General features: G+C 68.5%; 20 protein-coding genes. 7 read left to right on the top strand and 13 right to left on the bottom strand.

What is annotated here, in order from left to right; translation table 11 throughout:
- The first annotated feature begins 57 nt into the window (after positions 1-57).
- Positions 58-606 carry a polyhydroxyalkanoate synthesis repressor PhaR gene (phaR, locus tag ACFO5X_RS03905; protein ID WP_380715921.1) on the top strand — a complete coding sequence of 183 codons (549 nt, stop codon included), beginning with the start codon at positions 58-60 and terminating at the stop codon, positions 604-606.
- 10 nt (positions 607-616) lie between these two features.
- Here phaR and ACFO5X_RS03900 read toward each other — a convergent pair whose 3' ends face one another.
- Both ACFO5X_RS03900 and ACFO5X_RS03895 read right to left on the bottom strand, forming a co-directional pair.
- Positions 617-1,822 (bottom strand): DegT/DnrJ/EryC1/StrS family aminotransferase, encoded by a 1,206-nt coding sequence (locus tag ACFO5X_RS03900; protein WP_380715920.1) that lies wholly within the window; start codon positions 1,820-1,822, stop codon positions 617-619.
- Between the two features lie 117 nt (positions 1,823-1,939).
- Positions 1,940-2,371 carry a hypothetical protein gene (locus tag ACFO5X_RS03895; protein ID WP_380715919.1) on the bottom strand — a complete coding sequence of 144 codons (432 nt, stop codon included), beginning with the start codon at positions 2,369-2,371 and terminating at the stop codon, positions 1,940-1,942.
- Positions 2,372-2,529: 158 nt separating this feature from the next.
- Here ACFO5X_RS03895 and ACFO5X_RS03890 point away from each other — a divergent pair, with 158 nt between their 5' ends.
- On the top strand, positions 2,530-3,306 hold the full coding sequence (locus ACFO5X_RS03890; protein ID WP_380715918.1) for a helix-turn-helix domain-containing protein: 777 nt from the start codon (positions 2,530-2,532) through the stop codon (positions 3,304-3,306).
- Here ACFO5X_RS03890 and ACFO5X_RS03885 read toward each other — a convergent pair whose 3' ends face one another.
- Together ACFO5X_RS03885 and ACFO5X_RS03880 are read right to left on the bottom strand one after the other, a co-directional pair.
- On the bottom strand, positions 3,307-4,611 hold the full coding sequence (locus ACFO5X_RS03885; RefSeq protein ID WP_380715917.1) for an NAD(P)/FAD-dependent oxidoreductase: 1,305 nt from the start codon (positions 4,609-4,611) through the stop codon (positions 3,307-3,309).
- Between the two features lie 168 nt (positions 4,612-4,779).
- Positions 4,780-5,499 carry a helix-turn-helix transcriptional regulator gene (locus ACFO5X_RS03880; protein WP_380715916.1) on the bottom strand — a complete coding sequence of 240 codons (720 nt, stop codon included), beginning with the start codon at positions 5,497-5,499 and terminating at the stop codon, positions 4,780-4,782.
- Between the two features lie 78 nt (positions 5,500-5,577).
- On the opposite strand from ACFO5X_RS03880, the gene ACFO5X_RS03875 reads away from it, so the two are divergent.
- Entirely contained in the window at positions 5,578-6,189 is a 612-nt protein-coding gene (locus ACFO5X_RS03875) for a glutathione S-transferase family protein (RefSeq protein WP_380715915.1), read from the top strand.
- A gap of 177 nt (positions 6,190-6,366) precedes the next feature.
- On the opposite strand, the gene ACFO5X_RS03870 is transcribed toward ACFO5X_RS03875, so the two are convergent.
- Positions 6,367-7,293: an MBL fold metallo-hydrolase gene (locus ACFO5X_RS03870; RefSeq protein ID WP_380715914.1), complete on the bottom strand. Its 927-nt coding sequence runs from the start codon at positions 7,291-7,293 to the stop codon at positions 6,367-6,369.
- 169 nt (positions 7,294-7,462) lie between these two features.
- On the opposite strand from ACFO5X_RS03870, the gene recO reads away from it, so the two are divergent.
- Together recO and ACFO5X_RS03860 are read left to right on the top strand one after the other, a co-directional pair.
- The gene (recO, locus tag ACFO5X_RS03865; RefSeq protein ID WP_380715913.1) at positions 7,463-8,188 is read left to right on the top strand and encodes a DNA repair protein RecO; all 726 of its coding nucleotides are present in this window, start codon (positions 7,463-7,465) and stop codon (positions 8,186-8,188) included.
- A 131-nt stretch (positions 8,189-8,319) separates the two neighbouring features.
- On the top strand, positions 8,320-10,218 hold the full coding sequence (locus tag ACFO5X_RS03860; RefSeq protein WP_380715912.1) for an elongation factor G: 1,899 nt from the start codon (positions 8,320-8,322) through the stop codon (positions 10,216-10,218).
- 201 nt (positions 10,219-10,419) lie between these two features.
- On the opposite strand, the gene ACFO5X_RS03855 is transcribed toward ACFO5X_RS03860, so the two are convergent.
- From ACFO5X_RS03855 to ACFO5X_RS03845, 3 genes are all read right to left on the bottom strand, one after another.
- The gene (locus ACFO5X_RS03855) at positions 10,420-11,778 is read right to left on the bottom strand and encodes a glutamine synthetase family protein (RefSeq protein WP_380715911.1); all 1,359 of its coding nucleotides are present in this window, start codon (positions 11,776-11,778) and stop codon (positions 10,420-10,422) included.
- A complete protein-coding gene (locus ACFO5X_RS03850; protein WP_380715910.1) occupies positions 11,778-12,458 on the bottom strand; it encodes a type 1 glutamine amidotransferase in 681 nt (226 codons plus the stop codon). The genes ACFO5X_RS03855 and ACFO5X_RS03850 overlap by 1 nt, the downstream gene beginning before the upstream one ends.
- Before the next feature lie 78 nt (positions 12,459-12,536).
- Entirely contained in the window at positions 12,537-13,856 is a 1,320-nt protein-coding gene (locus ACFO5X_RS03845) for a glutamine synthetase family protein (protein ID WP_380715909.1), read from the bottom strand.
- Positions 13,857-14,122: 266 nt separating this feature from the next.
- On the opposite strand from ACFO5X_RS03845, the gene ACFO5X_RS03840 reads away from it, so the two are divergent.
- Positions 14,123-15,577 carry an aldehyde dehydrogenase family protein gene (locus tag ACFO5X_RS03840; RefSeq protein WP_380715908.1) on the top strand — a complete coding sequence of 485 codons (1,455 nt, stop codon included), beginning with the start codon at positions 14,123-14,125 and terminating at the stop codon, positions 15,575-15,577.
- A gap of 40 nt (positions 15,578-15,617) precedes the next feature.
- Here ACFO5X_RS03840 and ACFO5X_RS03835 read toward each other — a convergent pair whose 3' ends face one another.
- The 5 genes from ACFO5X_RS03835 to ACFO5X_RS03815 all read right to left on the bottom strand — a co-directional run bounded on the left by ACFO5X_RS03835 (position 15,618) and on the right by ACFO5X_RS03815 (position 21,127).
- A complete protein-coding gene (locus ACFO5X_RS03835; RefSeq protein ID WP_380715907.1) occupies positions 15,618-17,492 on the bottom strand; it encodes a calcium-binding protein in 1,875 nt (624 codons plus the stop codon).
- A gap of 75 nt (positions 17,493-17,567) precedes the next feature.
- Positions 17,568-18,374 (bottom strand): ABC transporter permease, encoded by an 807-nt coding sequence (locus tag ACFO5X_RS03830; RefSeq protein ID WP_380715906.1) that lies wholly within the window; start codon positions 18,372-18,374, stop codon positions 17,568-17,570.
- Positions 18,375-18,660: 286 nt separating this feature from the next.
- Entirely contained in the window at positions 18,661-19,545 is an 885-nt protein-coding gene (locus ACFO5X_RS03825; protein ID WP_380715905.1) for an ABC transporter permease, read from the bottom strand.
- A gap of 50 nt (positions 19,546-19,595) precedes the next feature.
- Positions 19,596-20,324 (bottom strand): transporter substrate-binding domain-containing protein, encoded by a 729-nt coding sequence (locus ACFO5X_RS03820; protein ID WP_380715904.1) that lies wholly within the window; start codon positions 20,322-20,324, stop codon positions 19,596-19,598.
- A gap of 26 nt (positions 20,325-20,350) precedes the next feature.
- Positions 20,351-21,127 carry an ABC transporter ATP-binding protein gene (locus ACFO5X_RS03815; protein WP_380715903.1) on the bottom strand — a complete coding sequence of 259 codons (777 nt, stop codon included), beginning with the start codon at positions 21,125-21,127 and terminating at the stop codon, positions 20,351-20,353.
- A 210-nt stretch (positions 21,128-21,337) separates the two neighbouring features.
- On the opposite strand from ACFO5X_RS03815, the gene meaB reads away from it, so the two are divergent.
- Positions 21,338-22,327, top strand: coding sequence for a methylmalonyl Co-A mutase-associated GTPase MeaB (meaB, locus tag ACFO5X_RS03810; protein ID WP_380715902.1), 990 nt, complete (start codon positions 21,338-21,340; stop codon positions 22,325-22,327).
- The last annotated feature ends 388 nt before the right edge of the window (positions 22,328-22,715 follow it).

The following is a 22,715-nucleotide window of genomic DNA, read 5'->3' as shown; positions in this document are numbered from 1 at the left end:
TTCATTCGGCTCTCGCCTAATGTTTCCGCTAACCACAGCAAGAATGCGAGGACCCGGATGGCGGACAAGGAAAAGCCACTGCTCATCAAGCGCTACGCCAGCCGTCGTCTGTATAACACCGAGACCAGCGATTACGTGACGCTCGAGGATATCGCCGGCTTCATCCGCAAGGGCCGCGAGGTGCAGATCGTCGATCTGAAATCCGGCGACGACCTCACCCGCCAATACCTCCTCCAGATCATCGCCGAACATGAAAGCCGGGGCGAGAACGTGTTGCCGGTCAACGTGCTGAACGACCTCGTGCGCAGCTACATGCTGCCCGGCGGCGGGATGATGCCGCAGTTCCTGCAAAGCTCCTTCGAGATGCTGCGCGAGAACCAGGCCAAGATGATGAAGAACATGAGCGCGATCAACCCGATGGTGAACCTGCCGGGCTTCGAGGCGCTCAAGGCCCAGCAAGAAGCCTTCATGAAGGCGATGACCTCGGGCTGGTCAGGCTCCACCGGGCCGCAGCCGGATCAGGAAGAGGAAACCTCGGGCGAGGATCTGGCCGAGATCAAGAAACAGCTCGCCGAATTGCAAAGCAAGCTGTCCAAGCTCAAGTGACCGGCGGCGCTCAGGCCGCCGCCGTCTGCCGCACCTCGTTCATCGCGGCCAGCAGGATATCCGCCACCGCGTCCAGCTGATCGCGGGTCAGATGCACCGGCAGGCGCACGTCGCAGGCCCGCATCAGCATCGCCCGCGTCTTCGGCAGTTCAGGCACCTCGCCCAGGAACCGCCAGTTCCAGAACGCCCGCGCGTTGTCGGTCGACAACCCGAAGATCTGCACCTTCACCCCGCGCGCCTCGGCCGCAGCGGCAAAGGCGCGGATGTCGGCCTCGCCCAGCCCCACCAGGTTGAACTGGATCGAATCCGGCGCGCGCTCCTCGGGGCCCAGCGGCGCGGGCACCTGAATATGGGGCGACACCGCCAGCCGCGAGGCCACATAGTCATGTCCGCCGCGCCCGTCGCGCACCCGCCGCTCCAGTTCGGGCAGCTGCGGCCGGATCACCGCCGCCGACAGGTTGCCCATCCGCAGGTTGTACAGCGGCACCCGGTTCTGCCAGCGGGCGAAGGCCTCGGCCAGATCGGTCGAATTCTCGCCGCGCGGGCCCTTGTGCTTCTTCCAGTTGTGCTCGTAGGCGCCCGACATGATCACCGCCCGTGCCGCCAGCTCGGCGTCGTCGGTGATCAGGATGCCGCCTTCGCCCGCATTGATCATCTTGTAGGACTGGAACGAGAAACAGCCGATCGCGCCGATCGTGCCGATGTTCTTTCCGTGCCAGGTCGTGCCCAGCGAATGCGCCGCGTCCTCGACCACCGGAAGGCCGCGCGCCTCGCACAGCGCCATGATCGCGTCCATGTCCGAGGTATGCCCGCGCATGTGGCTGATGATCACCGCCTGCACGTCGTCCAGCTTGGCCGCGAAATCCTCCATGTCGATGCGGTAAGTGTCGCCGACCTCGCACAGCACCGGCACACAATCGGCGTGCAGCACCGACGAGGGCACCGCCGCGAAGGTGAACCCCGGGATCAGCACCCGCGCATCACGCGGCAGGTCCAGCGCCTTCAGCGCCAGGAACAGAGCGGCCGAACAGGACGAGACGGCCAGCGCATAGCGGCTGCCGATCATGTCGGCGAACTCGCGCTCCAGCAGGGCGACCGGCGCATCCTCGGACGCGGTATACCGGAACAGATCCCCCGATTGCAGCAGCGCCTCGATGGCCTCGCGGGCCGCGGCGGGAATCGGTTCGGCTTGGTGGACGTCGGGTGCCTGTTGCATATTCGGATTTCCCAAAGATTGCCTTTCAATAATCTAAAACAATCATGTGACAACGGGAAGACGAATATCCGCCGCGGCGGTTTTGTGCCGCCACGGCATCTTGCGCTCAGGCTGTGGTCAGACCGCGCGCACCCGGCGCAGCACCAGGGCTTCCAGCCCCGCCAGACCCGCGACCGCCACCGCCTGCACCAGCACCAGCGCCACGCCCGCCCCGGTCAGCACACCCGCGCCCAGCAGGCCAAGCGAGGCGACCACCCAGGCCAGATTGCCCAGGATCACCAGCCAGACCCCGGCGACGACCAGCGGCCGCCGCATCGCCGTCAGCGCCATCACCGCCGCCGCCGCGACCAGGATCGCCGTCGCGGCGATCCGCACCCCGCCGGGGAGGCCCGTCACCCGCTCGACAACGCCGCCCGCCCCCGCAAGGATCAGCGCCATCGCCGCACAACTGGCGAAATCCAGCCACAGCAGCCGGCGCAAAAGCTGTTCGCTCCCGACGCCGTCGCGCCTCACGCCGCCAGACCCGCGCGCCACATCCATCCCGTCCATCGTCGTCTCTCCGTTCTCAGATTGCGATGGTCCCACCATGCCCGGCCGCAAGACCCCTGCCGATTAACCCGCAGGTAATAGGTCTGCGCAGAACTCCATCACACCATTACCTCGGCGGTAATGGACGGCTCCCATCCCCCGACACTAGGTTGGGGCGCATGAGCCTTGTTCACACCTCCCCCTCGGTCGGCGACCTGCTGCGCGCCTGGCGCCGCCGCCGCAACCTCAGCCAGCTCGCCCTCAGCGCCGAGGCCGAAATTTCCCAGAAACACCTCAGCTTCGTCGAAGGCGGCCGCGCCGCCCCCTCGCGCGACATGGTGATCCGCCTGGCCGAATTTCTCGACATCCCGCTGCGCGCCCGCAACGACATCCTGCTCGCCGCCGGTTTCGCCCCGGTCTACCCCGAACGCCCGCTCGATCATCCCGACATGGCTCCGGCGCTGGCGACGGTGCAGACCCTGCTCGACGCCCACGCGCCCTATCCGGCCCTCGCGGTCGACCGCCGCTGGACCCTGGTCGCCGCCAATGCCGCCGTGACCCCGCTGCTCGACCTCTGCGCGCCCGACCTGCGCACGGACCCGGTCAACGTCATCCGGCTCAGCCTGCACCCCCAGGGGCTGGCCCCGCATATCGTCAACCTGCCCGAATGGCGCGGCCACATCCTCGACCGGCTGCACCGCGACTACCGCCACAGCCAGGACCCGGCGCTCGCCGCCCTGCTGGCCGACTGCCGCGCGATGCCCGGCCTGACGCGGCCCGCGGCAAAGGCCGGCGCCATCGCCCTGCCGCTGCGCCTGCGGCTGGGCGGGCAGGTGCTGTCGTTCCTCTCCACCACCACCGTCTTCGGCACCGCGGCCGAAATCACGCTGTCGGAACTGACGCTTGAAACCTTCTTTCCGGCCGATGCCGAAACCCGCGCCGCGCTGGGCGGCTGATCACACGCCCAGCCGGTCGCGCAGCGAAAACCAGGTCATCGCCAGCACCAGCAGCGGATTGCGCAGCGCCGCGCCGCCCGGAAAGGCCGGGGCAGGGACCCGCGCCATGGTGTCGAACCCCTCGGCCTGCCCCCGGATCGCCAGCGCCATCAGCTGCCCGGCATGGGTGGCCGTGCCCACTCCATGCCCGGAATAGCCCGAGGCCGTCAGCAGATTGGCCCCCAGCCGCGCCAGATACGGCATCCGCTTCATCGTGATCGCCAGCGTCCCGCCCCAGGCATAATCGATCTTCACATCCCGCAGATGCGGAAAGATCTCGGTCATCGGCTTGCGCACCTTCGCCGCGATATCCGCCGGAAAGCGATAGCCATAACTCTCGCCGCCCCCGAACAGCAGCCGCTTGTCCGCAGACAAGCGGAAGTAGTTCACCACGAACTTGGTATCCGCCACCGCCACGTCCCGCGCCAGCACCTGCGCCGCGTCCTCCCCCAGCGGCTCGGTCGCCGCGATGAAGTTGTTGATCGGCATCACCCGGGCCGCCACCTTCCGGTTCAGCCCGCCCAGATAGCCGTTGCAAGCCAGGATCACATGATCGGCCGTGACCCGGCCCTGATCGGTCTGCACCACCACCGGCTGCCCCTCGGCGATGTGGTGCACATGGCTGCCCTCGCAGATCCGCACTCCCGCCGCCGCCGCCGCCCGCGCCAGCCCGAGCGCATAGTTCAGCGGATGCAGATGTCCCGCCCCCATGTCGAGCAGCCCGCCGTGATAGGCGGGCGAGGGGCAGACCGCCCGCATCGCCTCGGCGTCCAGCGTCTCGATCTGCGCATAGCCGTAGCGCGCGCGCAGATGCTCGGCGTGGGCGTGCAGGCCGCGCATCTCTCCGGCACTCAGCGCCGCCGTCGCCACGCCCGGCTTCAGATCGCAGTCGATCCCGTGCCGCGCGATCAGATCACGCACCAGCGCCTTGGCCTCTTCGGCCAGCACCCACAGCCTGCGCGCGTCCTCGGCGCCGACCAGCGGCTCCAGCGCCTCCTGATCCATCCGCTGGCCGCTGCCCAGCTGCCCGCCATTGCGCCCCGAGGCGCCAAAGCCGACCCGATGCGCCTCCAGCAGCACCACGTCCATCCCCGCCTCTGCCAGATGCAGCGCCGCCGACAGGCCGGTATAGCCGGCCCCGACGATGCAGACATCGGCGCGCGTCTCGCCCCGCAGCATGTCGAACCGCTCCAGCGGCGTGGCGGTGGTGGCATACCAGCTCTCGGGATAAGCGCCGCGCCGGTCATTGGAATAAAGCAGGTTCATCCCCCAGATATGGCCCGCCCCGCGCAGGGATGCAAAGCGTTTCCGGCCCCCCCCTTGGCCGCGCCCCCGGTCTGCGGCAGGATGCGAAGGCGAGCGACAGCGGAGCCGGCCATGACCCCGGGGCGCATCCTCCTCTACACCCACAGGACCGAAGAACTCGTCGCCTTCTCAGGCCGTGCCTTCGCCCGCGGCTGGCTGCGCGCGCCGCTCGGCCTGCATCCGCGCGATATACTCGCGCAGCAACCCCACCCGGCGGGGGCGGAAACTCTCCTCCGTCGCCGCCACGTGGCCGATCTTGTCGACCAGGAACTGGCGGAAATCCTGCCGCAGGCAGCACCAGGCCAGCACCACGATCGAGCGTTCCGTATAGACGATGCTCAACGGCCAGATCCGCCGCTCGGTCCGCGCTCCGGTGCCGTCGGTATAGGTGATGTCCAGCGCCCGCTCCTCCCAGCTCGCCCGGCGCAATTCGCTCAGGTCGACCGCGGTCATCGGCGGCCGTGTATAGCGATGCACCATGACCACGGCGTGAATCGCCTGCCGCTGCTGGCGCTCGGGCAGGGTGGCGATGATCTTGGCCAGGGCGGCCTCGGCCGCGGCCACCAGCGCGCTGTCGCCGCGAGAGGCCACCTCGCTCAGCCCCAGCACCAGCGCCTCGATCTCCAGCCGGTCGAAGCTCTGCGGCGGCAGCGCCGGATCCTCGGTCAGCGTATAGCCATAGCCCGGCGCCCCGTCGATCACCGCCCCCGCGCCGCGCAGCGCGTCGATGTCGCGGTAGAGCGTGCGCGGCGACACGGCGGTCTCCTCCGCCAGCCGCGCGGCGGTGACGGGGGCGGGCAGGCTGCGCAGCGCCTGCAAGAGGCGCAACAGACGGGCGGACCGGCTCATGGGCTACTGACGCAAAATGGCAGGATGCCCCCTCTATACCCGCCCCATGCCGCATCGGCCACAAGGAAAGGAATTGCCATGCTCACCCTCTATCATTCGCCTCGCTCCCGCTCGACCCGGGTGGTCCGCCTGATCGACGAACTCGGCGCGCTCGACCGCGTCACGGTCGAGATCGTCACCATCCCCCGCCAGGACGGCTCCGGCGGCGGGCGCGACCCGAAGAACCCCCATGCCGAGGGCAAGGTGCCCTACCTCGTGCATGACGGCGTGGGCATCCGCGAAACCAACGCCATCATGGTCTACCTGACCGAACTCTTCCCCGAAGCCGGTCTCGGCCCGATGCCCGGCGATGCACAGCGCGGCGCCTATCTCGGCTGGATGGCCTATTACGGCAACGTGCTGGAGCCGGCGCTGGTGCTGCAGGCCTCGGGCATCTCCAACCCGATGACCCAGGCCACCTTCCGCGACATGGCCGCGGTGACGGCGCGCCTGACCGAGGCGCTGGAGCACGGCCCCTACCTGCTCGGCGAGACCTACAGTGCCGCCGACATCCTGCTCGCTTCGCCCTTCGTCTGGTTCCCGCAGGCGATGCCCGATGTGCCCGCGATCCGCGATTGGGTCGCCCGCGTGCAGGACCGCCCCTCGGTCCAGCGCACCGAGGCCTTCGACACCAGGGCCGTGGCGGCCTGAGCCGCCCGCGCCCGTTCCGGGCGCGAAGCCGCCTTGCGGCGGCTGCCTCCGGCGGAGGTATTTGTCGAACCAGAGAAGCCAGAGGCGCCGCGCGCCCCCTCTTCTCTGGTTTTCAAATATCTCGGGGGAGCCGCGCCAACGGCGCGGCGGGGGCAGAGCCCCCAACCCCCTCAGCCGCTACAGCGCGAACTGATAGCTGTGCGGCACATAGCGATAGCCATCGCCCGCCGTCTCGACATAGCCGAGGCCGGGGAAGGGCATGTGATAGCCGATCATCGCCATCTTCTCGGCCGCCAGCATGGCAAGGATCCGCTTTCGCGTCTCGACCGCCATTTCCTTGTCGTTGTCGAACTTCACCTGCCACTCGGGATGGGCCAGAGACCAGACGTAATGGTTGGTGAAATCCGCTCCGATCAGCAGCTGCCGTCCGCCGCTGTCCAGAAGATAGGTCATGTGCCCCGGCGTATGCCCGAAGGCCGCCATCGCGGTGATCCCCGAGGCGACGCTGCCGCCGTCGTCGAGGAAGGTGGTCTTCTCGGCCAGCGGGCGCATCTGCGCCTCGAAGGTCTCGTTGCCCGACATGTCCCAGTGATCGAACTCGGCCGCCCCGGTGACATAGCGCGCGTTGGGATAGGTCGGCGCGCCATCCGTCATCAGCCCGCCGATATGGTCGCCGTGCATGTGGGTCAGCACCACCACATCCACCTGGTCGGGGCTGTAGCCCGCCTCGGCCAGCGCCGCCGTGGTGCCCGCGCCCGACAGGCCGGTGTCGAAGAGCACCAGCTCGCTCCCGGTATTGACCACCGTCGGGGTGAAGAAGAACTGCGCCTGATCGGTCGGCAGGTTGGCCTGGGCCGAGGCCTCGGCAAAGGCCTCGTCGCTGGCGTTCAGACCGAAGATCTGATGCGGGTCGGGCACCGCGCGCGATCCGGCCAGGATCGTCGTCACCTCGAACTCCCCCAGCGCGATCCGGTTGAACGGCGGCCGCGCGGCCCCCAGCATCGGCGCGGCGGCGCGCGCCAGCCCGGGCAGCGCCCCGGCCAGCGGCAGGACGGCGGCACCGGCCAGCAGCGAACGGCGGGACAGTCTGGTCGTGTCGGTCATCTCTTCCCCTCCTGAAATATGCAACAGGCTTCAGTCTAGTGCGATTGCGCCCCCGGAAAAGGTTTTGCGTTTTTGCGTGGCGGCTGTGCGCAAACCGCCAGCGCCGCGCCCCCTTTCCTTCGTCCCGCATCTGGTGTCCAATGCCCGCCGGTCAGGGCAAGGCATCCCCATGAAGTGGCGCGACCACGGCATCCTTCTTAGCGCGCGCCAGCATGGCGAGACCTCGGCGATCATCGAGGTCTTTACCGAATCGCACGGCCGCCACGCCGGCATCGTGCGCGGCGGCGTCAGCCGCAGGATCGCGCCGATCCTGCAGCCCGGCGCCCAGCTCGATCTCGAATGGCGCGCCCGGCTCGAAGACCATCTCGGCACCTTCCAGGTCGAACCGATGCGCAGCCGCGCCGCCGCCGCCATGTCGGGCCGCCTCGCGCTCGCCGGGCTGAACGCGGTCTGCGCGCTCTTGTCCGTCAGCCTGCCCGAACGCGAAGCGCATCCCCGGCTCTATGGCCACAGCGAGCGCCTGCTCGACCTGCTCGGCCAGGACGAGATCTGGCCGCTGGCCTATCTCAACTGGGAAAAGGCCCTGCTGGAAGAGGTCGGCTTCGGCCTTGATCTGACCGCCTGCGCCGTCACCGGCGCGACCGAGGGCCTGATCTATGTCTCGCCCCGCACCGGCCGCGCCGTCTCGGCCGAGGGCGCCGGCGACTGGGCCGCGCGCCTGCTGCCGCTGCCGCCTTGCCTCAGGGGCGAGGGCGAGGCGCCGGACGCCGAAGTCGCCCTCGCGCTCGGCACAACCGGCTATTTCCTCGACCACCACGTCGCCGCCGGCCTCGGCGACCGCGCTCTTCCAGCCGCCCGCGCGCGCCTTGTCGAGCTGCTGGCCCGCCGGGGCTGAGACCGCCCACGCAATCAACCGGTGCCAAATCGGCCCGCATTCGCTATCCTGTCCCTGCGTCCCGCGAGACTCCGGGGGCAGACCCCCGTCGGTCGCGCGTCCCCAGGGACGCCGGAGAGGGGAGGACACTCATGAAGGTCATAGCTGTGGTAGGCCCGTCGCAGGCGGGCAAGACAACGGTCATCGAGGCGCTTGCCGCGCTCGAGGAACAGCCCCCGCACCGCCTCGCGCTGTTCGGCGACACCTCGGTGACCCGTTTCGACTTCATGGGCGAAGCCTGGGCCGCGCTCGACTGCCCCGGCGGCCCCGACAGCTTCGCCCAGCTCGGCCCGGCGCTGGCGGCGGCGGATGCGGCGGTGCTGGTGGTCCCGGCCGAGAGTGACGCCGCGGTGCTCGCCGCGCCATACCTGCGCCTGCTGGAAGCGTCGGGAATCTCCACCTTCCTCTTCATCAACCGCATCGACGCCGCCACCGACCGCGTCCGCGACATCGTTGCCGCGCTGCAGGTCTACAGCCCGCATGGCATCGTGCTGCGCCAGATCCCGATGCGCGAGGGCGACCGCGTGGTCGGCGCGGTCGACCTGATCTCGGAACGCGCCTGGGAATACCACGATCACGCCCGCTCCTCGCTGGTCGAGATGCCCGCCGGGATCCGCGACCGCGAGGCCGAGGCGCGTATGGATGTGCTCGAACATCTCGCCGATTTCGACGACGCCCTGATGGAACAGCTGATCGAGGATCAGACCCCGATGACCGCGGATATCTACCGCGTGGCCACCAGGGCGCTGCAGCACCACGACCTGATCCCCGCCCTGCTGGGCGCGGCGGCCCAGGGCAAGGGCGTGCTGCGTCTGATGAAATCGCTGCGCCACGAGGTGCCCGATGTGGCGCAGCTCACCGAGCGGCTGCCCGAAGGCGTGATGGCCGTCGCCTGCCTGGGCGACGCGGTGAAGCACCTCGGCAAGACGGTGCTGCTGCGCGCCCTGGCACCACTGGCGCCCGGTGCCCGGCTCGGCGGCGCCGCGCTCGGCAGCCTCACCGATCTCGACGCGCGCTCGCCGCTCGGCGCGCTGGCCCCCGGCGAGATCGGTCTCGCGGTCAAGAGCGACCATCTCTCGCTCACCGCGCCGCTGATCACCGCCGAGGCCGCGCTGCCGCTGCCGGAGGAGCGCGTCGCCAACCACCGCTTCCGCCTCACCCCGGCGCACGAGCGGGACGAGACGCGCCTCGCCACCGCGCTCACCCGCCTCGCCGAGATCGACCCCGGCCTCGCCCTGCGCCAGGACGAGGCCAGCGGCCACACCATTCTCTGCACGCAGGGTCCGCTGCACCTGCGCCGCCTGCTCGACAAGCTGACCGGTGTCTTCGGGGTCGAGACCGCCACCGCCGAAATTCCGCCCGCGCTCTGCGAAACGATCACCCGCCGGGTCGAGAAACACCACCGCCACCGCAAGCAGTCGGGCGGGGCCGGGCAGTTCGCCGACGTGCTGATCGAGGTCGCGCCGCTGCCGCGCGGCACGGGGTTCCGGTTCGAGGAACAGATCAAGGGCGGCGCGATCCCGCGCACCTATATCCCCTCGGTCGAGGCCGGCGCGCGCGATGCGCTGGCCGAAGGCCCGCTGGGCCATCCCGTGGTGGATGTCGGCGTGCTGCTGAAGGACGGCAAGGTTCATGCCGTCGACAGCTCCGACTTCGCCTTCCGCACCGCCGGCCGCATGGCCCTGCGCGAGGCGCTGGCCGAGGCCGGCAGCCTGCTGCTGCAACCCATCGCCCGCATCGCGATCCGCGTGCCCACGGTCTATTCCGGCGGTCTGGTGCCGCTGATCAGCGCGCTCAAGGGCCATGTCGTGACCTTCGAGGCCGACCCGGACGCTCCGGGCTGGGACATCTTCGAGGCCCTTCTGCCGGTCGCGGCGGAAACCGACCTGTTCAATGCGCTGGCCGGCGCGACACGCGGCACCGCCTGGTACAGCGCGGAACACGACCATTACGAAGAGCTCCGCGAGGCCCCGCGCCGCGCCGCGGGCTGACGCCCCGCGCCCGTTCCGGGCGCGAAGCCGCTGCGCGGCTGCCTGCGGCGCAGGTATTTTTGAACCAGAGAAGCCCAGGGCGCAGCGCCCCCTCTTCTCTGGTTTCCAAATACCCTCGGGGGAGGCGCCCGAAGGGCGCCGGGGGCAGAGCCCCCGAAACCCGCGCGCCACAGGGCGTGGACGCCGGGCAGGGGCGCGGGGTCAGACGTTCAGCAGCAGGTGCTCGCGTTCCCAGGGGCTGATCACCTGCAGGAACTCGTTGTATTCCGCCCGCTTCACGATGGCATAGACGCGGGCGAACTCGGGGCCCAGCACCTGCGCCAGCGCGGCCGATTCCTCGAAGAGATCCAGCGCCTCGCCCATCACGCGCGGAATATCCTCCTCGCCCTCGTAGGCATCGCCCTTGAACTGCTTGTCCGGCCGCTTCTCTTCCATCAGCCCGAGATAGCCGCAGGCCAGCGAGGCCGCGATCCCGAGGTAGGGGTTGCAGTCCATTCCGGCCAGCCGGTTCTCGATCCGGCGCGAATCCGGGCCCGACAGCGGCACCCGGATCCCGGTGGTGCGGTTGTCGCGCCCCCATTCCAGGTTGATCGGCGCGGCATGGTCCGGGACATAGCGGCGGTAGCTGTTCACATAGGGCGCCAGCACCGCAATCGCCGCCGGCAGGTGGTTCTGCAGCCCGGCGATGAAGTGGAAGAAGGCATCCGTCTCACCCCCGGCCGGGCCGGAGAAGATGTTCTTGCCGGTCTCGATGTCGATCACCGAGTGGTGGATGTGCATCGCGCTGCCCGGCTCGTCGGCGATCGGCTTGGCCATGAAGGTGGCGAAACAGTCATGCCGCAGCGCCGCCTCGCGGATCAGCCGCTTGAAGTAGAACACCTCGTCCGCCAGCTTGACCGGATCGCCGTGGCGCAGGTTGATCTCCAGCTGCCCCGCGCCGCCCTCCTGGGTGATGCCGTCGATCTCGAACCCCTGGTCCTCGGCAAAGTCGTAGATGTGGTCGATCACGGGGCCGAATTCGTCGACCGCCGTCATCGAATAGGCCTGCCGCGCCGCCGCCGGACGGCCCGAGCGGCCCATCATCGGCTCGATCCCCTTGGCCGGGTCGATGTTGCGCGCGACGAGGTAGAATTCCATCTCGGGCGCGACCACCGGCTGCCAGCCCTGATCCTTGTACAGCTGCACCACCCGCTTCAGCACGTTGCGCGGCGAGCAGGGTACCGGGTTGCCCTTGCGGTCATAGGCGTCGTGGATCACCTGAATCGTCGTGTCCCCGGTCCAGGGCGCGGCGCTGGCCGTGCTCATGTCCGGCTTCAGGATCATGTCCTTCTCGATGAACCCCTCGTCCCCCGCCGCATCGGCCCATTCGCCGGTGATCGTCTGGTAGAAGATGCTGTCGGGCAGGTGGAAATACTCCTGCCGCGCGAATTTCGACGCCGGCACCGCCTTGCCCCGCGCGATCCCGGGCAGATCCGAAACCACGCATTCCACCTCGTCCAGCCGCTTGCCGTTCAGAAACTCGCGTGCCGCCTCGGGCAGCTTTTCGATCCAGTCGGCCATCAGGCCCTCTCTTTCCTGAAAAAATCGGCCATCAGGCGGCCGAAGTCCGCATTGTCCACCGGCTGGTCCAGCGTCGCGCTGGCCCGCTCCAGCTCGGCATCTGGCACCACGCCCTTGCCGCGCGTGCGGATCAGCCCGTCGATGAAGGCGTTGCCGAACTCGGGGTGCGGCTGCACCGTCCAGATGGTGTCGCCATAGGCCAGGATGGCGTTCTCGCAAAAGGCGTTGCTGGCCAGCACGCGCGCCCCCTCGGGCCGTTTCACCACCTGATCCTGATGCCAGGCGTTCAGGGTGACGGTCTGCCCGCCCATGTCATAGTCGGTCGGGCCCACCGCCCAGCCGCCCTTGAACTTCTCGACCCTGCCGCCCAGCGCCTGGGCGATGATCTGGTGGCCGAAACAGACCCCGATCAGCGGGATGCCCTTCTGATGAATCTCGCGGATCAGCGCCTCCAGCGGCGGGATCCAGGGATGGTCCTCATAGGCCCCGTGCCGCGATCCGGTGATCAGCCAGCCGTCGCAGTCGCCGACGCTGTCGGGAAACACCCCATCCACGACCGCATAGGTCTCGAACTCGAAATCGCCCGCGCCCAGCATCCGCCGGAACATGGCGTCATAGTCGCCATAGTCGCCCAGCAACACGTCGGGCGCATGCCCGGTCTGCAATATGCCGATCTTCATGTGTCACACTAATATGATCAAATTTCATGGTACCCGAGCCGCGCCCATTCGGCAAGAGGCAGGCGCGGCCCGCCGCCCTCAGACCGCCTCGAGATAGGTCAGCCAGTGCTGTTCGGGCGGCACCTCGGCAAAGCGGCGCATTTCCTGCCGCTTGGTCATCACCAGCAGGTCGATCAGCTGCGGCGGCAGGATGCGCCGCATCAGCGTGTCGCTCTCGAACCGCTGCACGGCCTCCTCCCAGGTCTCGGCCAGCCGCGGCACGCCGGTGATCTCGTAGGCATTGCCGGTGATCGGCGCCGGTGGCTCCATCGCGTCCTCGATCCCGACCAGCGCCGCGCCCAGGATCGCGGCCAGCGCGAGATAGGGGTTCACGTCGCCCCCCGCCACCCGGTGCTCTATCCGCCGCGCGGTGGCCGCGCCGCCCGGAATGCGGATCGCCGCCGTCCGGTTCTCATAGGCCCAGACCGCGCTGACCGGCGCATGGGCGCCCGGCACCAGCCGGTCATAGGAATTGCCGTGCGGCGCGAAGATCAGCGTGCTGGCCGGCATCGCCGCCAGGCAGCCCGCCACCGCATGGCGCAGCAGGTCGGTGCCCTCGGGCCCGTTGTTGTCGAAGATGTTGCGCCCGTTGCGGTCGACCACCGAGAAATGCAGATGCATCCCGTTGCCGCTGTCCTCGGGATAGGGCTTGGCCATGAAGGTCGCCGCAAACCCCTGCTTACGCGCCAGCCCCCGCACCAGCGTCTTGAATAGCCAGGCATCATCGGCGGCCAGCATCGCCTCCTGATGGCTCAGGTTCACCTCGAACTGGCCGATCCCGCTTTCCGAGATCACCGTATCCGCCGGAATGTCCATCTCCTGACAGGCCTGGTACAGCGCGGTGAAATAGGCGTCAAAGGCATCCAGCTGCCGCACCGACAGGATCGCGCTCGATTGCAGCGGCCGCCCGGTGACCGGGTTGATCGGCGCCAGCGGCGCGCTGTTGTGGTCGTCGATCAGGGTGAATTCCATCTCGGTCGCCGCGATCACCGTCCAGCCGCGCGCGCTATAGCGGTCGATCACCGCCTGCAACGCATGGCGCGGGTCGCCGACGAAGGGCGCGCCCCTGTCGGTATACATCGCCATCGGCACCAGCGCCGAGGGGATGTCGAGCCAGGGCATCGGCACCGCCCCGCGCGGCGTCGGGCGCAGCACGCCATCGGCGTCGCCGCTGTCGAAGACCAGCGGGCTGTCGATGATGTCATCGCCCCAGAGATCCACGTTCAGCACCGAAAGCGGCATCCGCACGATGTCCTGATCCAGCCGCTTGGCATAGGCCGAAGGCACCCGCTTGCCCCGCATCTGGCCGTTCAGGTCGCTGGCGGCCACCCGGAAGGTGGCGAATTGTCTTAGGTCCATATCCCTCTCCGCAGCCTCTCACGGGCGCGCCCGACAGGTGTAACCAAGCCAACCGGGCATGTCACCGTGAATTTGATCAAATTGCCCGCCGCAGGCCCGCAGCCCCGCCTTTGCGGTCAAATTCGCGCCGTTTCCGCCGCTCTGCCGCCCCGCGCGGGCGACGCGGCCCCTTGCGCCCGTCCCCGACAGGCCCTTATTTGGCCCCGGCGCCGGTCCCTGCCTTTCCGGCATGGCCTGCGCCCGCGCATGCAGAAAGGACGCCGCCCATGACCTTCCATCCCCTGGTCCCCCATCCGGACCGCTGCCTGATCGACAACGCCTGGGTGCCCGCCGCCTCGGGGCAGACGATCGCGCTGCACAATCCCTCCGATGGGACGGTCATCTGCGAGATCGCCGCCGGCACCTCCGAGGACATCGACCGCGCCGTCGCCGCCGCAGAGACGGCCCGCCACGGCGCCTGGGGCCGGATGCCCGGCTTCGAACGCGGCCGCCTGCTGCGCCGCATCGGCGAGCTGGTGCTCGAAAACGTCGACGACCTCGCCTGGCTCGAAGCCACCGATGTCGGCAAGCCGCTGAAACAGGCCCGCGCCGATGCCGTCGCGCTGGCCCGCTACATGGAATTCTACGCCGGCGCGCCCGACAAGCTGCACGGCCAAACCATCCCCTATCTCGACGGCTACACCGTCTATACCCTGCGCGAACCGCATGGGGTCACGGGGCACATCATCCCCTGGAACTACCCGATGCAGATCATCGGCCGGTCGGTCGGCGCCGCGCTCGCCATGGGCAACGCCTGCGTGCTGAAACCGGCGGAAGAGGCCTGCCTCACCGCGCTCGCCTTCGCCGAGCTCGCCCGCCGCGCCGGCCTGCCGGACGGCGCGCTGAACGTCGTCTCGGGCCGCGGCGCCGAGGCGGGCGCGGCGCTCGCCGGCCATCCGGGCGTCCAGCATGTCTCCTTCACCGGCTCGGTCGGCGTCGGCAAGCTGATCCAGACGGCAGCGGCGCAGAACGTGGTACCGGTGACGCTGGAACTCGGCGGCAAGTCGCCCCAGGTGGTGTTCGAAGACGCCGACCTCACCGCCGCGCTGCCCTTCCTCGTCAATGCCGGCATCCAGAACGCCGGCCAGACCTGCTCGGCCTCCTCGCGCATCCTGGTCCACACCAGCCGCCATGACGAGCTGCTCGACTCGATGGCCGCGCGCTACAAGGCGATGCGCGCCGGCCCGGCGCTCGCCGACCTCGACCTCGGCCCGGTCGTCTCGGCCCGGCAGAAATCCATCGTCGAGAGCTTCCTCGCCAAGGGCGCCGACCTCGAAATCGCCGGTCAGGGCGAAATCGTCGGCAACGCCCCCGCCGGCGGCGCCTATGTCGCGCCGACCCTCTTCTCGGGCGTCACCGCCGCACACGTGCTGGCCCAGCAGGAGATCTTCGGCCCCGTCCAGGTGGTGATCCCCTTCGCCGACGAGGACGAGGCCGTCGCCATCGCCAACGGCACCGACTACGGCCTCGTCGCCTCGGTCTGGTCGCGCGACGGCGCGCGCCAGATGCGCATGGCCCGCAAGCTGCGCGCCGGTCAGGTCTTCCTGAACAACTACGGCGCCGGCGGCGGGGTCGAGCTGCCTTTCGGCGGCTCCGGCCTCTCGGGCCACGGCCGCGAGAAGGGGTTCGAGGCGCTCTACGGCTTCTCCACTGTCAAGACCGTCGCCGCCTTCCACGGCTAGGACGCAGGCGCCACCCCGGGACAAGGGGTGGCGCCCCCGCTCAGATCATCTGGAAATCGTCGAAGGTGACATTCGCGCCGTGGATCACGGCGATCAGCACCTTTGCCCCCGCGCCATCGCCATCGGCGTCATACCACAGCCGGTCCTTGCCCGCCTGCCAGATCAGGTGGTCGTTGGCATCCTGCGCCTGCGCGCCCACGTGGAACTCGCCGGCCTGCAACACCGGCCCGATCGCCTTGAACGCCTTCGCCTTCAGCGCGATCATGTCCGCCGCCTCGAAGTCGCGCACCAGATCCGCCTCGCCGGCTCCGGGCAGGGTCGAGAACACGAAGTGATCCGCCCCCGCGCCGCCGACCAGCACATTGTGCCCGCCCTTGCCGTCCAGCCAGTCGCGCCCGCCCATACCACGGAACACATCGTCCCCCTCGGCCCCGGTGATCCGGTTCCCGACACCCGAGCCAATGATGGTGGCATCCCCCGCCTCGAAGGCGAAATTCTCGATCCCGGACATGCTCAGCGTCGCGAAGGAGTCGTATCCGCTGAAGGTCTGCGTCCGGAGATCGACCTTTGCATCGCCCAGCATGTAGCGGTCCCAATAGAACGTATCGACGCCATCGCCGCCGTCTATGGTGTCGGTATAGGACGACACCACGAAGTAATCGTTGCCCCCCATGCCCCGCACCACATTGTTGCCCAGGCTGGTGTCGAACCGCTCCGACCGATTGCTCCCGGTGATGATGTCATCGTCCAGCCCGGTGATGATGATCTCGATACTGACCAGCGTATCGCCCGCCGCCTGGCCGCCCCCGGTTCCGGTCATCAGATCCAGGACCACAGCGTCGCTGTAATCGATCTCGTCCCGTCCCTGGCCGCCATGATAGTAATCGCCGCCGGGCGTGCTGCTCTCGTAGGTATAGAAGTGGTCGCGCCCCTTGCCGCCATAGATCGTATCCGCCCCGGCGCCGCCGATCAGATAATCGTTCCCCGCGCCGCCACGGATGACATCGTTTCCGCTGCTGCCATCCAGTTTCTCGGCCTTTCGGCTGCCGGTGATATCATCGGCATATTCCGATCCTCTGACCTCCTCGATGCTTACGAACCGGTCGCCCGCCGCCGAACCGCCGTTGACATTGGTGGCCAGGTTGATCGTCACCGCGAGTGAATCCGTGCCAAAGCCGAAATCGACCGTGTCATGCCCCGCGCCGCCGTTCATCAGGTCGGCCCCCGCACCGCCCACCAGCCGGTCATCGCCCGCGCCGCCGAACATCCGGTCGTCGCCATCCCCGCCCAACAGCCCGTCCTTGCCGGCTAGGCCCCGGATGACGTCGGTCCCGCCCAGCCCGCTCAGATTGTCGTCCAGCGCGCTCCCGGTCAGCGTATCGCCAAAGCCCGACCCTGCCAGCGCCTGAAATCCCTCGATCACGTCGCCCCGCGCATCGCCGCCCGAGGTCGCCCCGGTGCCAAGGTTGACGCTCACCGCCGTGGGCGAATCCCGGTACGACAGCTTGCCGCCCAGGTAACCGCCCTTGCCGATCAGGTGGTCCGCCCCCGCCCCGCCCTGCACCTCGCCGGAAAAGTTCGGGGCGGTGATGATGTCCCGCCCGGCCCCGCCGAAGAGATAGGCATAGGGCGATTCCGAGGTGATGATGTCATCGCCCTCGTCGCCATAGACATAGCTGTACTTCGCCGCCCCCGACTGGTTGTTCAGCCCGCCGTCCAGCGTGTCGTTGCCCTTGCCGCCGTGGATGATGTCCTGCCCGCGGCCGCCATAGACCAGATCGTCGCCGTCCCCGGCGTTGATGATGTCGTCCTCGGAATCCTGGATGTCGGCAACGGTGCCGGTGAGAAATCCGGTGAGTGTCCCGGTCCGATAATCGAGCACGTCCCGCCCCGAAGAGCCGGTAAATACGGTCATGGAAATAGTCTCCGTTAAAATGTAATGTCCCAAGGCTTACCACCCCGGCGCGTCAGATCAAGGGCCGTCGCATCCTCAGCGGATCACCTGCGGGCGATAGCGCACCTTGCTGCGCCGCTCGGCCGGCAGATGCCGGTTCAGGCGGCGGTTGATCAGCCCGAACAGCCCGACGATGCACAGCGTGACCAGGATGAAATAACCCGCAAGGATCGGATAGGGCAGGAAAGGGTTATAGGTCAGCTTGGCGATGTAATTCGCGTAATACAGCGCGTCGCCCCGCTGCTGCCAGGCCGGAAAGGCCGAGAAGAACACCAGCGTCGTGGCGTGAAACAGGAAGATCGCCTCATTCGTATAGGCCGGCCAGGCCAGGCGCAGCATGGTCGGCCAGACGATCCGCCGGAACCGCGGCCAGCCCGCCATGCCATAGGCATCCGCCGCCTCCACCTCGCCCTTGGGGATCGCCCGCAGCGCGCCATAGAAGATCTCGGCGGAATAGGCCGAGGTGTTCAGGAACAGCACGATCAGCGCCCCCAGCCAGGCGGCGGTGAAGAGGTCGAAGAAGGCATACTGGCTCTTCAGCGACAGGAAGAAAAAGTAGGCAAAGAAGAACTGGATGAACAGCGGCGAGCCACGGAAGACAAAGATGAACCACTCCGCCGGTTTGCGCAGCCAGGGGTTCGCCGTGCCCTTGGCGACGGCCAGGCCGGTCGCCAGGAAGAACCCGGCCAGCAGGGCGAGGCTGGCGAAATAGACGTTCCAGATCATCCCCGACCCGATCAGCACGAACTGATCGCAGAGGGTGAAATCGCTCTTCGGCAGCAACCGCTCGCCGATCCCGATCGACCGCAGCCCGTAAGCCTGAACCGTATCGAAACAACTCATTCCCGGCGCGTCCAAAGGAGGCGCCGCGTGCGCGAAAGCGGGTGCGCAGCACCCGCGTGCGGCACCCGGTCGAGGTCATGACCCAAACGCCGCGTGCGCGAAAGCGGGTGCAAAGCACCCGCGTGCGGCACCCGGTCAAGGTCTTCCTCCAACGCTCGCCTGCGCGAAAGCGGGTGCAAGGCACCCGCGTGCGGCACCCGGCCGAGGTCTTCACCCCTAGCGAAGGCCAAAGGGGAGGGCGCTCCGCCCTCGGTCAAAGGCGCGCCGCGCATATCGGATGAGCCCCTCACGCCGCCGCCTTCCGCTGCGCTTCGCCGCCCGTGGTGGCCTGCCCGTGGGTCAGCCGCCGCATGACCCGCTCCAGCGCGACCTCCGACACCTTGGTGAAGCCCAGGTAGAAGACCAGCAGGAACAGGAAATACCACATCCGCCAGTCGGGATGCGGATAATCCGTGAACTGCGCCGTCTTGGTCCCGCCCAGCGAGCGCGCCCAATAGACGATATCGTCGATCCCCAGCAGGAACAGCAGCGGCGTCGCCTTGATCAGCACCATCCACAGGTTCGACAGGCCGGGCAGGGCATAGACCCACATCTGCGGCACCAGCACCCGCCAGAAGGTCTGGCGCGGCGACATGCCATAGGCTTCGGCCGTCTCGAGCTGCGCATAGGGCACCGCCCGCATCCCGCCATACAGCACATTGGCCGCGAAGGCCCCGAAGACGATGGCGAAGGTGACCACCGCCAGGAAGAACCCATAGGTCTCATGCACCCATTCCGGGCTCGTCCCCAGCGGCAGCTTGGCCACCGGGCAGACCAGGAAATCGTTGCCCTGCCGGATCGGCTGGTCCCAGTCCGGGCAGAGCACCTTGTGGCGGATGTATTCGAACAGCTGGTCCAGCGCGATCACGAAGAACAGGAAAAAGGCGATGTCCGGCACGCCGCGCACCACGGCGATATAGGCCTTGCCCAGCCAGGACAGCGGCGCGAACCGCGCCCGCGCCGCCATCGCCCCGGCGAACCCGAAGGCCAGCGCCACCGGCGCCGTGACCGCCAGCAGCCCCAGCACCTTCAGGAAGGCGATATAAAACGACAGATGGACGCCCGTGGTCAGATAGCAGCTGAACCAGGCCAGTTGCCCAAGCGTGTCCGGAGCGGAGCAGTATGAGAACATCGGCCTCTACGGGGTCAGGGGCCGGGCGGCAATCGCCCGGCCCGAGGTCATCAGTAGGTCGCCACGCCGTCGCCGAACCACTTCTTCAGCAGCTCGTTCAGCGACCCATCCTCCTTCATCGAGGTGATCGCCGCATCGAACTTGCCCAGCAGTTCGCCGTCGCTCTGGCGCAGGCCCATGCCGACCCCGCCGCCCAGCGGCACCCGCTCACCCACGAAGACCAGCTCGCCGTTGCTCGCTTCGACGATCGGCAGCAGATAGTCGTAGTCGGCAAAGACCGCATCGGCCTCGCCATTGCGCACCGCCGCGATGGTCTCTTCCGGGGTCGCGAATTCCACCAGCGTCGCGCCGCTCTCGGCGATGAAGCCGGCCTGGATCGTCGCCGTCTGCGCCGAGACGATGCCGCCCTTCAGATCCACCCCGTCCGAGGCCGCGACATAGGCGGATTCGGTCGGCGGATAATAATCCTGGGTGAAGGAGATCACCTGCTTGCGTTCGTCGGTGATGCTCATCCCGGCGATGATCGTGTCATAGTTGCCGCTCACCAGGTTCGGAATGATCGAATCCCAGTCGTTCTTGACCCACTCGCAGGTCAGCTCGGCGCGCTTGCACAGCTCGTCGCCCATCTCGCGCTCGAACCCGTCGATCTCGCCCTTGTCGTTGACGAAGTTGTACGGAGGATAGGCGCCCTCGGTGCCCATGCGCACGGTCTTGCCTTCGGCAAGGGCCATGCCGCCCGCGAGGGCCAGCGCGGCGGCGCTCAGGATCAGCTTCTTCATTGGATACACTCCCTTTCTTGTCGTTGTCATACGCTGTGGGTCGCGGAGAGAAATCCGCGCAGCCGTTCCGATCTGGGCGCGCCGAACACCGCGTCCGGCGGGCCCTGTTCCTCGATCAGCCCCTGATGCAGAAAGACCACGTGGTCCGACACATCTGCGGCCAGTTTCATGTCATGGGTGACGATCAGCATCGTCCGCCCCTCGTTGGCCAGATCCTTGATGACCCTGACCACCTCCTGTTCCAGCTCCGGGTCCAGCGCGCTGGTCGGCTCGTCGAACAGCAGCGCCTGCGGCTCCATGCACAGCGCCCGCGCAATGGCGGCCCGCTGCTGCTGCCCGCCCGACAGCTGCGCCGGCCAGGCGTCGCATTTGTCGACGATCCCCACCTTGTCGAGATAGCCGCGCGCCGCCTTCTCCACCTCGTCGCGCGGACGGCCCAGCACGGTCAGCGGAGCCTCCATCACGTTCTGCAGGATGGTCATATGCGCCCACAGGTTGAACTGCTGGAACACCATGCTCAGGTTGGTCCGGATCCGCAGCACCTGCTTGGCGTCCGCCGGCCGCCGGCCGTGGCCCGTGCCCTTCCACCGCACCGGCTCGCCCCGGAACAGGATCTCGCCCTGCTGGCTGTCCTCCAGCAGGTTGGCGCAGCGCAGCAGTGTCGACTTGCCCGACCCCGACGATCCGATCAGCGAGACGACGTGGCCGGCGGGCGCGGTGATGTCGACGCCCTTCAGCACTTCGAGCGCTCCATAGCTCTTGTGCAGGTTCCGGATCTCGATGACGGGCGTGGTGTCTGACACGGCAGGTCCGAGGTTGTGGCGTTTGCTAATTGGTCACTAGGGCGGAATTCGGTTCATATTGCAATCGTCAATCCACCGCCAAATGCGCGGAAACCGTGCAGTTGACGGCAGGTCAGCCGCCCGATGCCGCCTTTTCGGGCCATATCCGCGCCCGACTGGACAACCGGGGGCGCGCGCGGCATGAAGCCCGCACGACCGGAGAACGCGCGCATGGACATCACCGCCCTCAGCGAAACCATCCTCGCTGGCGACCGCCGCGCCCTCGCGCGCGCGATCACGCTGGTGGAAAGCGCCCGCGCCGACCACCGCGAGGCCGCGGCCGAGCTGATCGGCCTGCTCGCCAGATCCGGCCGCGAGGCGCTGCGCATCGGCCTCTCCGGCACCCCCGGCGTCGGCAAGTCGACCTTCATCGAAGCCTTCGGCCTGATGCTGACGGGGCAGGGGCTGCGCGTCGCCGTGCTGGCCGTCGACCCCTCCAGCGCGCGCTCGGGCGGCTCGATCCTGGGCGACAAGACCCGGATGGATCACCTCGCCCGCGACCCCAATGCCTTCATCCGCCCCTCGCCCAGCCAGACCCACCTCGGCGGCGTCGCCCGCCGCACCCGCGAGGCGGTGGCGCTCTGCGAGGCCGCCGGCTATGACGTCGTGCTGATCGAGACGGTGGGCGTCGGCCAGTCCGAAACCGTGGTAGCCGAGATGTCCGACCTCTTCCTGCTGCTGCTCGCCCCCGCCGGCGGCGACGAGCTGCAGGGCGTCAAGCGCGGCATCATGGAGATGGCCGACCTCATCCTCGTCAACAAGGCCGACGGCGCGCTGAAGGACACCGCGACCCGCACCTGCGCCGATTACGCCGGTGCCCTGCGCCTGCTGCGCAAACGCCCTCAGGACCCGCCGGGCTTCCCCAAGGCGATGACCGTCTCGGCGATCGAGGAAACCGGGCTGGACAAGGCCTGGGCCGAGATGCAGGCGCTGGCCCACTGGCGCCGCGAACACGGCCACTTCGCCCGCCGCCGCGCCGAACAGGCCCGCGGCTGGTTCGTCCAGGAGGTCCGCCAGGCCCTGCTCGCCCGCCTCGAAACCCCCGAGGCCCGCGCCCTGATGGCCGCCCTCGGCGACCGCGTCGCGCAGGGCGAAACCGCCCCCGCCCTCGCCGCCGCCGAGGTCCTGGCCCAGCTGGACGCCCCACCGCCCAAGCGGTGACCCCCCCTCGCAGCGCGTTTCCCCTCTCCACCCACGCCCACCCCCAGACCAACGCGCCATCCCCTCTCCCCCCGGGGGAGAGGGTCAGGGTGAGGGGGCCTCTCCCCTCACGCCCACCCCAAGATCAACGCGCCATCCCCTCTCCCCCCGGGGGAGAGGGTTAGGGTGAGGGGGCCTCTCCCCTCACGCCCACCCCAGACCAACGCGCCATCCCCTCTCCCCCCGGGGGAGAGGGCCAGGGTGAGGGGGCCTCTCCCCCCGCGCCCACCCCAAGATCAACGCGCCATCCCCTCTCCCCCCGGGGGAGAGGCCAGGGTGAGGGGGCCTCTCCCCTCACGCCCACCCCCAGACCAACGCGCCATCCCCTCTCCCCCCGGGGGAGAGGGCC

This window comes from Seohaeicola nanhaiensis (assembly GCF_042654245.1).
GTDB lineage: Bacteria > Pseudomonadota > Alphaproteobacteria > Rhodobacterales > Rhodobacteraceae > Seohaeicola_A > Seohaeicola_A nanhaiensis.
Note: the sequence above shows the minus strand (reverse complement) of the source record. Positions and strands in the feature narration are given on the sequence as shown.